The sequence below is a fragment of the Spirillospora sp. NPDC029432 genome, from assembly GCF_040703975.1.
In the GTDB taxonomy this organism is placed as follows: domain Bacteria; phylum Actinomycetota; class Actinomycetes; order Streptosporangiales; family Streptosporangiaceae; genus Spirillospora.
In genome coordinates, this window is the sequence record NZ_JBEZWH010000007.1 from 59,503 (window position 1) to 72,857 (window position 13,355).

Here is a 13,355-nt window from a genome sequence, read left to right on the forward strand (position 1 = left end):
TGTCACTTACGGACATCGCCTACCAGTCGGCGACGCCCGGCCCGAGCAGCCCGGCTTCCGAGAGCAGCCTCATCCAGCCGTCCCGATGCCGCCCCTTGCGGTCACGCTCGGTGACGGCACCCGGCCCCAGGACGGCCTCGACGAGCTCCGGATACCCCTCGCCGAGGACGTGGTGGTCGAAGAACGAGACGATGTCGCCGGCAAGATCCTCGCTGTGGATCTCCTCCACCTCCACATGCTTGTAGAAGTGGATGTAGTCGTCCGGATCGACGTAGTAGACGCTGCCGTCGGTCACGTCGAGGCGGATGGGGGCGCCGCCGTCGATGCTCTCGCGAAGGTCCGCCGGCATCCCGTACCGCTCGTACCCGATCTCCAGCGGATCGCCCAGCGGGCACTCCGGGTTGACCGGCCATGCCGCCCACGCGCGGGCGCTCCGGATGATCGCGGGCTGCTTGAAGCAGAAGTAGTCCCCGCCCAGCCGGTAGAACAGCCGGAACACCTCGACCACGCCCCCGGGAAGCCCGGGCAGGTCCTCCAGCTCCCTGGGCTCCTCGAAGGTGATCCCGAAGCCGTGCTCCGCCTCCACCCGCCGCACCAGTTCCAGCTTCGTCTCGATCGCCGCCAGCCCCGCCCGCAACCGATCACTCGAGTCCGCCACGCTTACCACCCTCCCTAGCCTCCCAGCCTCCCAGTGCGGCCTTCCGCTCCGACGGGACCGGCGCTCCAACGGTTTCGACGAACGTACGGGTGATCCCCGGCGGGTAGTGTCGGCGCATGCTCGATCGTGGTGCGGCCGCCGTCCGGCCGGTGAAGGAGCCCCCGCGGCCGCGGATCCCGCGGACGCTCACGGCGGCGGGCGGCACCGATCTCGAACTGGCGCACGACGGCGCGTACCTGTCGCTGGAGTACGGCCCCGTACGGCTGTCCGGCACCGGCGTCGAGGACGCCGAGTTCGAGCGCTGCCGCTTCAGCGAGACGTCGTTCGCGGGCGTCGGGCTGGAGCGCGCCACGTTCGCCGACGTGGCGTTCACCGGCTGCGACCTGGCCAATCTGCGGCTGGCGAACGCGCGCTTGGCCGGCGCGACCGTCACCGGCTGCCGCATGACCGGCGCGCAGTTCGTCGAGGGCGGCGTCCGGAACGCGCTCTTCGACGGCTGCCGCGCGGACCTCGCGGGCTTCCGCTTCTGCACCCTGCGGGACGTGGTCTTCCGCGACTGCAACCTGTCCGAGGCGAACTTCCAGAACGCCGACCTGAGGAACGTCACGTTCGAGGGCTGCAAGCTGGTGGCGGCCCAGTTCAGCGGCGCGAAGATGGCGTCCGTCCGCTTCACCGGCGGCTGCGACCTGAACGGCGTCCGCGGCGTGCAGAGCTTCGCGGGCGCGAGCGTCGACGCCGCCGACGCCATCAGCCTCCTCACCGCTCTGGCCGCGACGCTGGGCATCACCGTCGAGGGCTGACTTCAGGGAGTGGCGCCGCCGAGGCGTTCGCACAGGTCCCAGACGGCGTCGCAGGCGCGCTCGTCCAGGACGGCGGCGGGCCAGGGAGTGCGCCGGACCTTGGCGTTCACGTACACCCCGGTGACGCCCTCCATCTCGGGACTGGACGCCAGGTAGATGCTGGACCGGGCGGGCTTGGCGAGATCGTTCAGCAGCCGGGGGCCCAGGAGCCGGATGACCGGCGCCAGCGGCCGGTAGGCGTAGGGGAACGCGGCGGCGGCCGTGGCCCGGTTGCCGGGCGTGTAGGCGTGGCCGGGATAGGCGACGTTGACGGTGACGCCGTCGCCGGCGACCCGGGCGGCGAAGCGGCGGCTCATCGCCATCAGCGCGGTCTTCGCGTGGTTGTACTGGGAGAACGTCCATCCCAGGTAGCGCCGCTCGCCCTGGAGGTTGGCCGGGTCGATCCGGCCGCCGGGCATGCCGCCGGTCAGGTTGACCACGCGCGCGGCCGGGGCGGCGCGCAGCAGGGGCAGCAGCAGGCAGGTCAGGGCGTAGGGCGCGAGGACGTTGGCGGCGAACGTCCGCTCGACGCCGTCGCCGGTGAGCGTGCGCGGGGAGCTCATGCCGCCGAGGTTGTTGACGAGCACGTCGAGCCGGTCGTGCCGCGCGCCGACCTCGGCCGCGAGGGCGCGCAGGCCGTCCAGGCGGGACAGGTCGGCGGTGAACGCGCTCACCTCGGCACCGTCGCGGCCCAGTTCCCGCGCGGCGGCGTCCGCGCGCCCCCGGTCGCGGCCCACCAGGATCACGCGCGCGCCCATCGCCGCGAGCCCCCGTGCCGTCTCCTTGCCGATCCCTCCGGTGCCGCCCGTCACCAGAACCGTCCTGCCGCGCATCGCGCCTCCTCGGTAGATCCGGACCATGATGTCACCGAGTGACAAGTTTGTCATCAGACGCCATAACTATCATCGACACGTGGACGGTGCGGAGCGATCGGGACTGCGGGAACGGACGAGGCGCGCGGTACGGGCCGAACTGGCCGAGCTGGCGCTCTCGCTGTTCGTCGAGCGCGGCTACGAGGAGACGACGGTCGAGGACATCGCGGCGGCGGCGGGGCTGTCCAAGCGCAGCTTCTTCCGCTACTTCCCCGCCAAGGAGGACGTGGTGTTCGGGGACGTCGAGGACCTGGCCGACCAGGTCGCCGACGCCGTACGGGCCCGTCCGGCCGGCGAGGCGCCATGGGCGGTGCTGCGCGCCGTACTGCGCGAATGGGAGGGCCGGATCCACGCAGCGCGGCGCGACCCGGCGACCCTGCGGCTGATCGAGTCGACGCCGGCGCTGCGCGCGCGCCTGAACCTGCGGCGCGACGGGATGCGCGAACGGATCACCGCCGCGCTGCTCGACCGCCCCGGCGACGGGCTCGACGCGTTCACCGCCGACCTGCTCACCGCCTGCGCCGCGGCCGCCGTGGACGCCGCGGGCCGCGAGTGGCTCCGCGGCGACGGCACGGCCGACCGCGGCGAGCTGGTCGACCGCGCGTTCACCCTCCTGGCCCCCGCCCCCTGAGGACCGCCCGTCACCGGGCGCACACGCCTTGACGCCGTCCCGCCCGGCCCGGATCATCGACGTGACCGGAGGTCGGTGATGCGGTGCGGAGCGGGCGGGCGGTGACGGCGGCACTCGCCGCCATCGGGCTTCTCGGCGGCTGCGCCACGGAAGAGGTCGTCGTCGAGAGGTCGTTCACCGACAAGCACGGACGCGCCTGCACGTACGTGCTCGTCAAGGACTGGGAACGGGACGAGAGAGGCCGCACATTGCCAGAGCTCGACGCGGAGAACATCGACTGCGACGCCCCGCCCGCCGGAGGGGGACGGCCGTGAGCGCCCCGCCCCTCCGGACGGCGGCCGCGCTGGCCGTCCCGGCCGTCCTCTGCCTCGCGCTCGCCGGGTGCAGCACCGAGAAGGCCGTCGAGAAGTCGTTCACCGACAAGCACGGACGCGCCTGCACGTACGTGATGGTCGAGGGCCGCAACGGCGACAAGGACGTCGCGAACCTCTCCTGCGAGTACCCGCCGACCCCGGCCCCCTCCAGCCCCTCGCCTTCCCCCAGCTGAACGCGCGGCGCGGTCGCCCCCGACCGCGTTCACCTTGCCGAGGAACCCGAAACTGTTGGCTATCCCAACGATCATGTATCGTTGGGGTAGCCAACATTGGCGACCCCAATCACTGGTCGCCGGGTGAACCCCTGGAGGCAAGGCAATGATCAAGCCGTTCCGTATCGACGTCCCGCAGGCCGACCTCGACGACCTGGCCGGCCGGCTCGCCCGTACCCGCTGGCCCAACGAGGTCGCCGGCGCCGGATGGGACTACGGCTTCCCGCTGGCGCGGCTCCAGGAGCTGGCCGAGTACTGGCGCACCGGCTACGACTGGCGCGAGCACGAGGCCGAGCTCAACGGGCTGCCGCACTTCACCACCGAGATCGAGGGCCAGAACGTCCACTTCGTCCACGTCCGGTCCACGAAGCCGGACGCGCTCGCGCTGGTCCTCACCCACGGCTGGCCCGGCTCGTTCCTGGAGTTCCTCGACGTGATCGAGCCGCTGTCGCGCGACTTCCACCTGGTGATCCCGTCGATCCCCGGGTACGGCTTCTCCGGGCCGACCCACGAGCGCGGCTGGGACGCCGTCCGGATCGCGCGGGCCTGGGCCGAGCTCATGCGCCGGCTCGGGTACGAGCGCTACGGCGCGCAGGGCGGCGACTTCGGCGCGGGCATCTCCACGGCCCTCGGCGCGGTCGCCCCCGAACACGTCGTCGGCGTCCACGTCAACTACCTGCCGACCCGCCCCGACCCGGACGCCGGCATCGAACTCTCCGAAACGGACGAGGCCCGCCTCGACAAGGTCAGGCACCTGATGGCGAACCGGCCGCCGTACCAGGCCCTTCAGGCCCTCACCCCGCAGACCATCGGCTACGCGCTGACCGACTCGCCCGTCGGCCAGCTCGTCTGGATCGCCGAACGCTTCGCGCACTGGACCGACCCGCGCACGCAGATCGACGACGACCGCATGCTGACCGACATCTCCCTGTACTGGCTGACCGCCACCGCCGCCTCCTCCGCACGCCTGCACCACGACGCCCAGCGCGGGCACACGCCATGCCCCGTCCCGCTGGGCGTGGCGGTGCTCCCGTACGACATCACGCAGTCGGTGCGGCCGCTGGCCGAGCGGCTGTACGACATCAGGCACTGGACGGAGTTCGAGCGCGGCGGCCACTTCGCCGCGATGGAGGTCCCGGACCTGCTCGCCGAGGACGTCCGCGACTTCTTCCTCACCCTGGCCGAGTAGCGGGACCCGCGGTCAGCGCACGTCGGTGAGGCCGTACTCCGCCGCCACGTCCGCGACCGGCAGCGTACGGCCCGCGTGCCGGGCGACCCGTGGATCCTCGAAGAGCGCGCGCACGGCCCGGCCGGGGAACTCGACCGAGTCGGCGTCCGGCAGGCCGGCGTCCCCCACCGCCGCCACGATCGCCTCGGTACGGGTGAACCCCGGCGACAGCGCGAGCGCGGTGGCGCCGTGCGGGCGCAGGTCGTGCGCCAGGGTACGGGCCAGCCGCGACACGCTCGTCATCGCCAGGTCGTAGAAGGCGTGCCCGGCGATCACCTCGGCGTCCGGATCGACGTATCCGGTGAGCACGGCCAGCCCGCGCCGCTCGATCAGCAGCGGCGCCGCGTACCACGCGGCGACCAGGTGGGACCGCACCCCGGCGTCCATCATGTTGCGCCAGTGGCCGAGCGGCAGCTCCCAGAACGGCGCGCCGCCGAACGGCAGCGCGTTGCCGTCGAACGCGTTCGCCACCAGCAGGTCCAGGCCGCCGCCGTGCTCCTCCCGTACCCGCGCGAACAGCGCCTCGACGGCCCGGTCGTCGGTGTGGTCGACCCGTACCGGGACGCCGCGCCCGCCGCGTGCGGTGAGCTGCTCGGCGGTGTCCTCCACGGTCCCCGGCAGCCCGGAGTGCCGGTGCCCGCGCGCCTCCCGGTCGGTGACGTACACGGTCGCCCCCGCCTCCCCGAGCACGAGCGCGATCCCGCGTCCCACGCCGCGCGCGGCCCCGGTCACGACGGCGACGGCGTCCTCCATGGCCCGCTCCTTCCGTACCGATCCCTCACGTGTACGCGCCCTCCCCGGGTGAGTCAACGCCGGGGAGGCGTCGAGGGGATCGTCACGGAGTCACGATCGGGAAGTCCGGCTCCGGGGCGTCCATGACCGCCAGCAGCCGCCGCAGCACCGCAGTGTCCCCGCGGCTGCCGACCCCCTCGGTGCCCTTCCCGCCGAGCAGCCCGAACAGTGCCGGCCTGGTGAGCGTCAGGGTCAGCCCGGCGTCCTCGTCGCCCTCGCTGGCGCGCCGGTGGACGAGCGCGCCGTTGGACAGCGTCATCCGGTAGCGGTCGCCGGTGTCGGTGAAGTCCCAGTCGATCGTCAGGTGCTCGTCCCACGCCTTGGGGCCGTTCACCCGGATCGCCATCGAGTCGAAGACCTGCTCGACGCTGAGCCCAGCCGCCATCCCGCCCGAGATGCTCATCGGGACGGGCCGGACCCCCTCGCGCAGCTCCATCGCGCCGGTCAGGTAGAAGTTGCGCCACGTCCCGCACTCGGCGCCCTCACCGAGCCGCTGCAGGACGTCCGCCAGGGCCGTCTTGGCGTGCTCGTTGCCGGGGTCGGCGAACACCACGTGGTTGAGCAGCGTCGCGGCGAACCGCAGGTCCCCCTGGCCGGCGTAGTCGCGGGCCATCGCCAGCACCCTGGACGCCCCGCCCATGCACTCCACGTACCGCTGCGACGCCTCGACCGGCGGATGCTCCCACAGGTGCGACGGATTGCCGTCGAACCACCCCATGTACCGCTGGTAGATCGCCTTGACGTTGTGGCTGACGGAGCCGTAATAGCCGCGGGCGTGCCAGGCCCCGGCCAGCGCGGGCGGCAGCTCCATCATCTCGGCGATCTCGATGCCGGTGTGGCCCTGGTTCAGCAGCCGCAGCGTCTGGTCGTGCAGGTACGCGTACACGTCCCGCTGCTGCGACAGGAACTCCACGATGTTGTCGCGCCCCCACGTGGGCCAGTGGTGGGACGCGAACGCCACGTCCGTGGCGTCGGCGAAAAGCGTGATCGCCTCGTCCAGGTACCGGGACCACACCCGCGCGTCCCGGACCACCGCGCCGCGCAGCGTCAGGATGTTGTGCAGGTTGCGGGTGGCGTTCTCGGCCAGGCACAGCGCCCGCCGCTCCGGGAAGTGGAAGTTCATCTCCGCGGGCGCCTCGGTGCCCGGCGTCAGCTGGAAGACGATCCGTACCCCGTCGAGGACCTCCTCCTGCCCGGACCGCGTGATGTCCAGGTTCGGCGGGATCAGCGAGACCCGCCCCGAGGAGGCCGTCTGCCCCAGGCCCGTCCCCACCATCCCCTCGGGGTCCTTCGGCAGGAGGACCCCCGCGTGGTACATCGCCCGGCGCGTCATCGCGACGCCCGCGTACACGTTCTCGGACACGGCGTGCTCCAGGAACCCGGCCGGCGCCAGGATCGGCACCCCGTCCGGATCATCGGCCGGAACGATTCCCTCCGCGCCGCCGAAGTGGTCCACGTGCGAGTGCGTGTAGACGAGCCCGGTCACCGGACGTTCACCGCGATGCTCCCGGTACAGCTTGAGCGCCGCGGCCGCCGTCTCGACCGACACCAGCGGATCGATCACGATCACGCCCCGGTCGCCCTCGACCAGCGTCATGTTCGACAGGTCCAGGCCCCGCACCTGGTAGATGCCGCCGGTCACCTCGTACAGGCCCTGCTTGGCGCAGAGCTGCGACTGCCGCCACAACGACGGATGCACCGACTCGGGGCACGGGCCGTCCAGGAAGCCGAACGCGTCCCCGTCCCACACCACCCGCCCGCTCGCGTCCTTCACCACGCCGGGCGTCAGCGATCCCACCAGCCCGCGCTCGGCGTTCTCGAAATCCGTCCGGTCCCCGAAAGCAAGATCCCCCATAAGAAGGTTCACTCTCCGAACGGGCGGCCGGACAAAACCGCCATCCCGCAAAGAACACGTCAATGCGCCCGGCGGGTCGCTCAGCGCTTGGTGTAGTCCCGGGTGTACCAGCGCTCCGGACGCACGCGGACCGTGACCATGGTGCCCGCGACACCCTTCGTGTCCTCCAGGTACGCCGCGGCGTCTTCGCGGGACAGGTAGCGCTCGGCCATCGTCACACGGTCTTCCTGCCGTGCCGGGTCCTGGACCTCCACGACCGGCCCCTCCACCGAGGCGTACCGGTAGTAGGGCGGCTCCTCGTCCTGCGCGACCAGGCTCACCCGGCCCGCCTCGCGGATCAGTTCCATCTTGCGGCTGTCGCGAGCGGTGATGAAGGCGATGTCACCGCCGGGCTCGTACAGGTACCAGACCGGCAGCGCCAGCGGAGCCCGGCCGTCCTCGTCCGCGACGCTCAGGACCCCCACATGCGCCCCGGCCAGAAAAGCTTCCCGTTCGTCCGCACTCATCACCAGAGTCATCACGGCTCCCGCCCTCAGGCTGGTCCTCTGGCCGATTATGCATTCACACAAATGAACGCGCCCTAGGGACCGAGCCGCCCAGCCTTGATGGCATCGATCAAGCTGCCGATCCCCCGGCGCGCAACAACGATGTGCCCCGCATCCGGAGCCTTGCTGTCCCTGACACCCACGCCCTCGGCGAACACGGCCAGCTCAACACAATCGCTGTTGTTCGAGGTACCGCTGTGACTGGACTTGCGCCACTGCGTCATGCGTACTGCTCCATGGTCTGCCGGATGAGAGCCTCAGAAAGCCCCCTAGTCAGGGCATCAGCTCCTATTAGGTCGAAGCGTAGCCGACGGTCGGCCACATCGGCCGGGTCTTGAGTGGTCCTTCCTCCGCCACAGGCTTCCATATAGACGACGTCACCCTCCCTGACCGTGATGACCTTGAACGAACCGTCCAAGGCAAGGTGCGCTCCCACGCTCCTGGGAAGAACTCTGATGACCACGTTCGGGAGTTGGGACAACTCCAGTAGTCGGCCTAACTGCCCCCGCATCACGGCGTCGCCCCCCACAGGCCACTCCAGCACGTTCTGGGACAGGATGACCCACAGGTTGGGCGCTCCCTCCTTGGTGAGGATCGCCTGTCGCCCCATCCTCAGATCCGCCTGCTTGTCCACAAGGCTGCTCGGGTTGGCGGAGAGGAGGGCCCTGGCGTACGACTCCGTCTGAAGGAGGCCGGGCACCACCAGCGCTTCATAGATCTTGATGATGCTGGCGCGTTGCTCGTAGACCACGTGGGCCTTGAACCAGTCGGGGTCCCGGCCCGCGCGGGCGTACAGCAGGAGCCTCTGGAAGTGCTTGTTCAGGTCCCACAACTCGTCGAGGATGCGCGCCTTGGTGGTGTCCAGGTTGTGGCGACCGGCCTCCATGTTCGAGACAGCCTGCCTGTTCACCTTGAGGATGCGTCCCAACTGGGCGCATGAGAGCCCTGCCCGAGTTCGGTAGAAGTGCAGGTCAACCGCTATCCAGTCCCAGAGCGAGTGGTCCGGATCGAGCGACTCTCTGAGGGGCATGGGTCACTCCCAGACGTCTCGGATGTCTAACCAAGACACGCGAGATTACCGCCTGTAGAGCAATCTTTGCATTCAGTCACGGAATCTCGTATGGAGTGTGATCAGTGATGACCGCATCGATCACCGGCCGTCCGGTCGTTGTCAGGGAGCTGCTCGCGACCAAGGCTTCTGTGGGGTTGGCGCGGTCGATCGTGGCCGCGTTCCTGCGGGTGCACGGGCTCGTGCGGTACGAGGAACGGGCGCTGGCGATCGTCAGCGAGCTCGTCACGAACGCCGTCGCCGTATCGAGGCCGACCGGCACCGTCCGGGTGTACGGGACGGTCGAGCCCGCGCGGCTGTGGCTGGCCGTCTCCGACGCCTTCCCGGAACGCGACCCGGCGCCGCGGAACGCCGTCTCCACGGTGGAGGAGATCGACGCGGCCGGCTCGGAGGAGTTCGGCGGCTGGGGGCTGATGCTGGTGCGGGCGTACGCGGACCGGGTGTGGGTCGAACGGCCCGCGGGCGGCGGCCGCAAGTGGGTGTGCGCCTCGATCGACGTGGCGGGCCCGGGCGCCGGGGCTACTCGGGTGGGCGGTCGCGGCGGAGGCGGGCGTTGAGGCGCTGGGCTTCGGCGAGCTGGTCTTCCAGGATGATGATGCGGCAGGCCGCCTCCAGCGCGGTGCCCTGGTCGACCATGTCGCGGGCGCGCTGGGCGAGGCGCAGCTGGTAGCGCGAGTAGCGGCGGTGCCCGCCGGCGGAGCGCTGCGGGACGATCAGCTTGGAGGCGTCCAGGCTGCGCAGGAAGGCCGGGGTGACGCCCAGCATGTCGGCGGCGCGGCCCATGCTGTACGCCGGGTAGTCCTCGTCGTCCAGTTTGTCGTCGAGAGTGTCGTCGTGGTCGCCCTGCGGGGCGGGGAGGTCGCCGGTCAGGTCCGGCTCGGGTGCTTTCATAAGTCCTTCCGTACTGCCTGGGGAACCGAGGTGGGGCGGGCAAGGGAAAAGGGCCCCGGCGCCAACGCGGCGCCGGGGCCAACAGGTACAACACCATCTATCCGGCGCGAAGGCCGGGCTTCTTCCGCGTCTGCCGCCCGTGTTCGGGGCGGGGACGCGGGGATCGCGGTTGCGTGACCGTAGACCACCGTCCAATCTGGGCAGCTGCGGTACCCGCGCGACGTGACTGGAGCCGCATGCGGGCGATCCTGATGGCGCCGAACCCTCCTTTCCTCGACTTCACTGCGTGCCGTGCTACTGCGTTTCCCACTTGCTTCCGCGGCCCGTTGGCCGCGGTGCGGACCGGCCGCCGGAGCCCCTTGCCTTGCGTCGGCCCTGGCGCGCCCGGTCCGCTGATCCATCGCCTCGGGTAGTTCGTCCTCTACCCGCTTCCCATGGACTCGTCTCTGTTCGATGACAGGAATGCTACCCGCTCTTGGCTCGAAAATCTACCTCGATCACTACAGGTTTTCGTAGATCGCGCGGATCGGATATCTCGCGTGCGGGCGGCCGGGTCCATCAGGGGCAGGCGGGGAAGAGGGGGCGCGTTCCCGTGGGGTACGCGGTCGGGTCCGTGAAGCGGCAGCCGAAGTCGGGGGCGCCGGGACGCAGGACGTCGTCGCCGGCGGGGCGCTCGCCGGTCCGCTCCCAGCGGACCAGGTCGTCCCAGGCGGCGCCGGCCTCGGCGGGGCTGAACTCGCAGTGCCCGGCGTTGCGGACGGCGCGCTGGACGAGCCGCCCGCCGCGGTGGTTGCGGGCCACGTCCTTCCGGTAGTGCTGCTCCATCGAGAACGGGACGAACATGTCACCGATGTTGTGCAGGGACAGGACCGGGACATTCGGGCGACCGGCGATGCTCGGGACGGCCGTCAGGCGGCGGGTGTGGCGGGCGCCCGGGTCGGCGGGCCGGACCCGCTGGACGGTGCGGTTCACGTTCACCGGGGTGGACGGCGTGTAGCGGGTGAAGACGTTGGTCGCGACGCGATCGGGCTGCTGGGCGAGGCTGTCGCCAGGCGCGGGCTCCGCCAGGTTGAAGAGGAAGTTCTGCCAGTACGCGAACGCGGCGTGGGCGCCGGGCCGGTCGCCACCGCTGCGGTTGACGGCGATGGCGCGGAACTGCTTCCCGAGGGCGTTCGGAGCGGGGTCGTTCAGGCCCAGCCTCTCCTGGATCTTCGGGACGACCGACGTCACGTAGTCGGGCGGCGGCGGGTACGCGGGCAGGTCCGCCAGGTCCTGGGCGACGACCTGGAAGTCCAGGAAGAAGTCGAAGAGGGCGTGGTCGCCGAGGACGCCGCACATCGGGAGCGCGGCGTCGTACGTGCGCGGGAACTCCTCGATCGAACGTGCCGTGACGTGGCCGCCCATCGAGACGCCCGCGATGAACGTCTTGCGCGGGGAGCCGACCTCGCGGGCGAAACGGCGGGTCAGGGCGTGGGTGCTCAGGACGCCCGCGCGCACGTCGTAGTCGTTGGCGTAGTAGGAGGACGCCGCCCACGCGTACCCCTGGTCCAGGAGCCGCTGGCGGAGTCCGTACGAGGGCGGCTCGACCGTGAGGACGCGGGACGCGCCGCGGTAGCCGTGCGCCCACATGACCAGCTGGCCGTTCCAGCGGGGCGGCACCTCGATGTCGTACGCGGCGTGCTCGTGGACGCCCTGCAGCACGCGCGAAGGGCGGCCGTCCACCATGGCGGGCGGCAGCGGCGGGTTCGAGATCGTGTAGCCGGGGAGCGGCTGGTCACCGGGGGGATCCGCGGCGGCCGGGGCGGCCGGGATCACGGCCGTCAAGGTCGCGGCGGTCAGGGTCGCCAGTACGGTCCGACGGCGCACGGCCGTCACCTCCTGTCACGGTCAGCGGCAGCCCGAGGGCGCGCTTGAGGATCTTGCCGGTGGGGCTGGTCGGCATCTCGTCGACGAACCAGACCTGCCGGGGGTACTTGTAGGCGGCCACGCGCTCCTTCACCCAGACGCGCAGCTCGTCGGGGCCGGCCGGGGCGCGCAGCGCGACGACGGCCGCGATCTCCTCGCCGACCTCGGGGTGCGGGACGCCGAGGACGGCCGCCTGGCGTACGGCGGGATGCTCGTACAGGACCTCCTCGACCTCGCGCGGATAGACGGTGTAGCCGCCCCGGATGATCACGTCGCGGCGGCGGTCGACGAGGAAGAAGAAGCCGTCGCCGTCGACGCGGCCCAGGTCGCCGGTGTGGAACCAGCCGTCCCGGACGGCTTCGGCGGTGGCCTCCGGGTTGTTCCAGTAGCCCTTCATGACGTTGGGCCCGCGCACGACGATCTCGCCGATCTCGCCGTGCGGCAGCTCGCGGCCGTCGTCGCCGACGACCCGCATCTCCACGTCCCGCACGGGCCGCCCGATCGAGCCCGGTCGGCGGCCCGCGCCGCCCCGGTTGGACGCGGACACGGGCGAGGTCTCGCTCAGCCCGTACCCCTCGATGATCGGGCAGCCGAACCGGGTCTCGTACGCGCGCAGCACGTCCAGCGGCAGCGCCGCGCCGCCGGACACGCAGATCCGCAGCAGCGACAGGTCGGACACGCCGGGCTGGTCGAGGAGGGCGATGTACATGGCCGGGACGCCCTGGAAGACCGTCACGCCGTCCCGCCGGATCACCTCCAGCGCCTTGCCGGCCTCGAAGCGTTCGAGGAGGGTGAGGCGGCCGCCCGCCTGGATGGTGGCGTTGAGCGCGCACGTCTGGCCGAACGCGTGGTACAGCGGCAGCGCCCCCAGCACCACGTCGTCCACGCCGAGCGCGTGCATGCGGGCGACGGTCGCCGCGTTGCCGCCGAGGTTGGCGTGCGTCAGCTCGATGCCCTTGGCGAGCCCGGTCGTGCCCGCGCTGTAGAGGATCACGGCGGTCTCGTCGCCCGCGACCTGGACGATGTCGTGCTCGGGCGGCACCACCCGCAGCAGCCGGCGGAACTCGTCGGGCACCACGAACAGGTAGTCGGCGCGCGTGTGCGCGGTGCCCGCCTCGACGGTCTCCGCGTACGCGTGCCAGGCGATCACGAGCCGGGCCGTGCTGTCGGCCAGGTACGCGGCGATCTCGCGCCGCTTCAGCAGCGGATCGAGCGGGACGACGACCGCCCCGGCCCGCAGCACCCCGTAGTAGACGACGGCGAACTCGGGGACGTTCGGGAGCATGACCGCGACGCGGTCGCCGGGCCGGATCCCGCGGCGCCGCAGCAGCGCCGCGGTCCGCGCGCTGAGCAGGTCGAGCGCCCGGTAGCTGAGGCCGTCCCGGTCCAGGGTGAGGACCGTCCGCCCGCCGAGCCGTTCGGCGGCGGTCCGCAGCCGGTCAGCGAGGTTCATGGACCGACGGTACGTCCGTGGTCCCATCCCC

At 71.4% G+C, this 13,355-nt stretch carries 16 protein-coding genes; 6 read left to right on the forward strand and 10 right to left on the reverse strand.

Annotation, left to right across the window (positions count from 1 at the left end):
- Positions 1-19 precede the first annotated feature (19 nt).
- Positions 20-658 carry a hypothetical protein gene (locus AB0881_RS07645; RefSeq protein ID WP_366615119.1) on the reverse strand — a complete coding sequence of 213 codons (639 nt, stop codon included), beginning with the start codon at positions 656-658 and terminating at the stop codon, positions 20-22.
- Positions 659-774: 116 nt separating this feature from the next.
- Between AB0881_RS07645 and AB0881_RS07650 the strand changes: the two genes are divergently transcribed.
- Positions 775-1,458 carry a pentapeptide repeat-containing protein gene (locus tag AB0881_RS07650; RefSeq protein WP_366615120.1) on the forward strand — a complete coding sequence of 228 codons (684 nt, stop codon included), beginning with the start codon at positions 775-777 and terminating at the stop codon, positions 1,456-1,458.
- A gap of 2 nt (positions 1,459-1,460) precedes the next feature.
- Here the strand turns inward: AB0881_RS07650 and AB0881_RS07655 are convergent, their stop codons facing one another.
- Positions 1,461-2,330, reverse strand: coding sequence for an SDR family NAD(P)-dependent oxidoreductase (locus tag AB0881_RS07655; RefSeq protein WP_366615122.1), 870 nt, complete (start codon positions 2,328-2,330; stop codon positions 1,461-1,463).
- Between the two features lie 79 nt (positions 2,331-2,409).
- On the opposite strand from AB0881_RS07655, the gene AB0881_RS07660 reads away from it, so the two are divergent.
- The 4 genes from AB0881_RS07660 to AB0881_RS07675 all read left to right on the forward strand — a co-directional run bounded on the left by AB0881_RS07660 (position 2,410) and on the right by AB0881_RS07675 (position 4,775).
- A complete protein-coding gene (locus tag AB0881_RS07660; RefSeq protein ID WP_366615124.1) occupies positions 2,410-3,000 on the forward strand; it encodes a TetR family transcriptional regulator in 591 nt (196 codons plus the stop codon).
- Positions 3,001-3,101: 101 nt separating this feature from the next.
- Positions 3,102-3,314, forward strand: coding sequence for a hypothetical protein (locus tag AB0881_RS07665; protein ID WP_366615125.1), 213 nt, complete (start codon positions 3,102-3,104; stop codon positions 3,312-3,314).
- Positions 3,311-3,547 (forward strand): hypothetical protein, encoded by a 237-nt coding sequence (locus AB0881_RS07670; RefSeq protein ID WP_366615126.1) that lies wholly within the window; start codon positions 3,311-3,313, stop codon positions 3,545-3,547. Before AB0881_RS07665 ends, AB0881_RS07670 begins: the two co-directional genes overlap by 4 nt.
- 145 nt (positions 3,548-3,692) lie before the next feature.
- Positions 3,693-4,775: an epoxide hydrolase family protein gene (locus AB0881_RS07675; RefSeq protein WP_366615128.1), complete on the forward strand. Its 1,083-nt coding sequence runs from the start codon at positions 3,693-3,695 to the stop codon at positions 4,773-4,775.
- A 12-nt stretch (positions 4,776-4,787) separates the two neighbouring features.
- Here the strand turns inward: AB0881_RS07675 and AB0881_RS07680 are convergent, their stop codons facing one another.
- From AB0881_RS07680 to AB0881_RS07700, 5 genes are all read right to left on the reverse strand, one after another.
- A complete protein-coding gene (locus AB0881_RS07680; RefSeq protein ID WP_366615130.1) occupies positions 4,788-5,567 on the reverse strand; it encodes an SDR family oxidoreductase in 780 nt (259 codons plus the stop codon).
- A gap of 82 nt (positions 5,568-5,649) precedes the next feature.
- Positions 5,650-7,461: an alkyl sulfatase dimerization domain-containing protein gene (locus AB0881_RS07685; protein WP_366615131.1), complete on the reverse strand. Its 1,812-nt coding sequence runs from the start codon at positions 7,459-7,461 to the stop codon at positions 5,650-5,652.
- A gap of 80 nt (positions 7,462-7,541) precedes the next feature.
- Positions 7,542-7,979 carry a pyridoxamine 5'-phosphate oxidase family protein gene (locus AB0881_RS07690; protein ID WP_366615133.1) on the reverse strand — a complete coding sequence of 146 codons (438 nt, stop codon included), beginning with the start codon at positions 7,977-7,979 and terminating at the stop codon, positions 7,542-7,544.
- 62 nt (positions 7,980-8,041) lie between these two features.
- Positions 8,042-8,230, reverse strand: coding sequence for a DUF397 domain-containing protein (locus AB0881_RS07695; protein WP_366615135.1), 189 nt, complete (start codon positions 8,228-8,230; stop codon positions 8,042-8,044).
- A complete protein-coding gene (locus AB0881_RS07700) occupies positions 8,227-9,036 on the reverse strand; it encodes a helix-turn-helix transcriptional regulator (RefSeq protein ID WP_366615136.1) in 810 nt (269 codons plus the stop codon). Before AB0881_RS07700 ends, AB0881_RS07695 begins: the two co-directional genes overlap by 4 nt.
- A gap of 107 nt (positions 9,037-9,143) precedes the next feature.
- On the opposite strand from AB0881_RS07700, the gene AB0881_RS07705 reads away from it, so the two are divergent.
- Positions 9,144-9,632, forward strand: coding sequence for an ATP-binding protein (locus AB0881_RS07705; protein ID WP_366615138.1), 489 nt, complete (start codon positions 9,144-9,146; stop codon positions 9,630-9,632).
- Here the strand turns inward: AB0881_RS07705 and AB0881_RS07710 are convergent.
- The 3 genes from AB0881_RS07710 to AB0881_RS07720 all read right to left on the reverse strand — a co-directional run bounded on the left by AB0881_RS07710 (position 9,595) and on the right by AB0881_RS07720 (position 13,324).
- Entirely contained in the window at positions 9,595-9,858 is a 264-nt protein-coding gene (locus AB0881_RS07710) for a MerR family transcriptional regulator (protein WP_366615382.1), read from the reverse strand. The two genes, AB0881_RS07705 and AB0881_RS07710, sit on opposite strands and share 38 nt — an antisense overlap.
- Positions 9,859-10,524: 666 nt before the next feature.
- Positions 10,525-11,832: a hypothetical protein gene (locus AB0881_RS07715; protein ID WP_366615140.1), complete on the reverse strand. Its 1,308-nt coding sequence runs from the start codon at positions 11,830-11,832 to the stop codon at positions 10,525-10,527.
- On the reverse strand, positions 11,741-13,324 hold the full coding sequence (locus AB0881_RS07720) for a long-chain fatty acid--CoA ligase (protein ID WP_366615142.1): 1,584 nt from the start codon (positions 13,322-13,324) through the stop codon (positions 11,741-11,743). The genes AB0881_RS07715 and AB0881_RS07720 overlap by 92 nt, the downstream gene beginning before the upstream one ends.
- Positions 13,325-13,355 lie beyond the last annotated feature (31 nt).

Excerpts from the sequence above, each read along its gene's own strand:
- AB0881_RS07690 (WP_366615133.1), bottom strand. The coding sequence starts at position 7,979 with ATGACTCTGGTGATGAGTGCGGACGAACGGGAAGCTTTTCTGGCCGGG.
- AB0881_RS07650 (WP_366615120.1), top strand. The coding sequence starts at position 775 with ATGCTCGATCGTGGTGCGGCCGCCGTCCGGCCGGTGAAGGAGCCCCCG.
- AB0881_RS07720 (WP_366615142.1), bottom strand. The coding sequence starts at position 13,324 with ATGAACCTCGCTGACCGGCTGCGGACCGCCGCCGAACGGCTCGGCGGG.
- AB0881_RS07695 (WP_366615135.1), bottom strand. The coding sequence starts at position 8,230 with ATGACGCAGTGGCGCAAGTCCAGTCACAGCGGTACCTCGAACAACAGC.
- AB0881_RS07685 (WP_366615131.1), bottom strand. The coding sequence starts at position 7,461 with ATGGGGGATCTTGCTTTCGGGGACCGGACGGATTTCGAGAACGCCGAG.
- AB0881_RS07680 (WP_366615130.1), bottom strand. The coding sequence starts at position 5,567 with ATGGAGGACGCCGTCGCCGTCGTGACCGGGGCCGCGCGCGGCGTGGGA.
- AB0881_RS07710 (WP_366615382.1), bottom strand. The coding sequence starts at position 9,858 with ATGGGCCGCGCCGCCGACATGCTGGGCGTCACCCCGGCCTTCCTGCGC.
- AB0881_RS07705 (WP_366615138.1), top strand. The coding sequence starts at position 9,144 with ATGACCGCATCGATCACCGGCCGTCCGGTCGTTGTCAGGGAGCTGCTC.
- AB0881_RS07700 (WP_366615136.1), bottom strand. The coding sequence starts at position 9,036 with ATGCCCCTCAGAGAGTCGCTCGATCCGGACCACTCGCTCTGGGACTGG.
- AB0881_RS07655 (WP_366615122.1), bottom strand. The coding sequence starts at position 2,330 with ATGCGCGGCAGGACGGTTCTGGTGACGGGCGGCACCGGAGGGATCGGC.
- AB0881_RS07675 (WP_366615128.1), top strand. The coding sequence starts at position 3,693 with ATGATCAAGCCGTTCCGTATCGACGTCCCGCAGGCCGACCTCGACGAC.